Source organism: Pseudoalteromonas sp. MMG012 (assembly GCF_018100875.1).
GTDB classification, from domain to species: Bacteria; Pseudomonadota; Gammaproteobacteria; order Enterobacterales; family Alteromonadaceae; genus Pseudoalteromonas; species Pseudoalteromonas aurantia.
Map to the genome: position 1 here is coordinate 1 of NZ_JAGJEF010000176.1, position 1,715 is coordinate 1,715.

At 44.7% G+C, this 1,715-nt stretch carries 2 protein-coding genes; both read left to right on the forward strand.

Annotated elements, in window-relative coordinates:
* Positions 1-112, forward strand: a 112-nt coding sequence (locus J8L97_RS24150; protein WP_409455179.1) for a phage protein Gp27 family protein, incomplete at its 5' end; no start/stop codon positions are given.
* Positions 112-1,715: terminase large subunit domain-containing protein (locus J8L97_RS22850; protein ID WP_211053017.1), on the forward strand; the 1,604-nt coding region annotated here is incomplete at its 3' end. The genes J8L97_RS24150 and J8L97_RS22850, both read left to right, overlap by 1 nt.

A 1,715-nucleotide genomic window follows, 5' to 3' on the forward strand; every position in this document is an offset into this window, starting at 1 on the left:
CCAAGCATTCGCTGAAGAAGCGGCCAATGCAGTTGAAGAGAGCGCTATCCAAGCGGGCTTAACAGAGGAAGGTGCTCAGCTCATTAAAAATCAAATCTTAGGGATCGCGTAATGGCCGTCAAAGTTAATCAAGCGCAATTAGCAAAAGTTGAAGAACAAGCGTTAGTTGCAGAGATTGCGCTATCTGACTTACAAAAAAAGTTAGAGCAATGCGACGAGTATGAAAAGAGATTCGGACTGCCTCTTTATATTCCCTTTGATCCTAAAGAACTGTTGCTTGGTTATCAAAAGCGTTGGATTGCCGATCAGTCTCCACTCAAAATTGCAGAAAAGAGCCGACGCACAGGTATAACATGGGCTGAAGCCGCAGATGCAGTATTAGAAGCCAGTAAGAGTAAAGAAGCCCAAGGCACTAACCATTTTTATGTGGGCTCTAATAAAGAGATGGCACGTGAATTTATTGAAGCTGCCGCCATGTGGGCCAAAGCATTTGATAAAGTGGCAGGCGATATTCAAGAAGAGATCTTTATTGATGACGGCAAAGACGGCAAAGAGATTTTAACGTTTGTTGTTTACTTTGCGAGTGGGTTTAAAATTCAAGCACTCAGCTCTAACCCTGCAAACTTGCGTGGTATGCAAGGTAACGTAACCATTGATGAAGCCGCATTCCATGAGCGTTTAGCTGAAGTACTAAAAGCAGCACTTGCACTTACTATGTGGGGCGCTAAAGTGCGTTTGATCAGCACACATAACGGTGTAGATAATCTATTCAACGAACTAATCAAAGATAGCCGAGCAGGTAAAAAGCGTTATTCAGTGCATACAATTACTATTTCGGATGCCTGCAAAGAAGGGCTATATCAGCGTATTTGCCAACGCCAAAAAAAGCAGTGGACGCGCGACACTGAGAGCAAGTGGATTGATGACTTAATCAACGATACGGCAAGCGTTGAAGATGCCCGGGAAGAATACTTTTGTGAGCCTAAAAAAGGTGGCGGTACTTACATAGCCCGTGTGCTGATTGAAGCGGCGATGAAAAAAGGCATACCCATCATTAGTTATGATGCGCCTGACGACTTCATTACATGGACTGAGCAAGCCCAGCGCTCAGAGATAGACGCATGGATAAAAGAACATCTTGATCCGCTTCTAGAAAAACTCAACCCTGAGTTTAATCACGCATTTGGTGAAGACTTTGCAAGGCGCGGAGATTTAACCGTATTTGTACCATTAGAAATTGCGTTTGATTTATATAAGCGTGTGCCATTCTTAGTTGAGCTAACTAACCTCACTTACGACATGCAGCGCCATGTAATGCTGCACTTAACCACGCGCTTGCCTCGTTTGATAGGCTTGGCATTTGATGCAACAGGTAATGGTGGTTATTTGGCTGAAGCCGCAGCACTGCACTTTGGCACAGAAATGGTTGAACAGGTGATGCTTAACGACAATTGGTATCGTGAGTGGATGCCAAAACTTAAAGCCGAATTTGAAGATCAAAATCTAGATATCCCCAAACACCAAGACATACTCGGTGATATGCAAAAAATCAGTGTTCGCAACGGCACGCCAAAAATTGATAAGGGTTCAGACAAGGGCAGTGACGGCAGACAGCGCCACGGTGATTTTGCCGTAGGTATTGCTATGGCAAACCGTGCAAGCTGGATGGATGGCAGCGCCATTGAGTATACACCTCTACCCAGCAGCAATGGCGC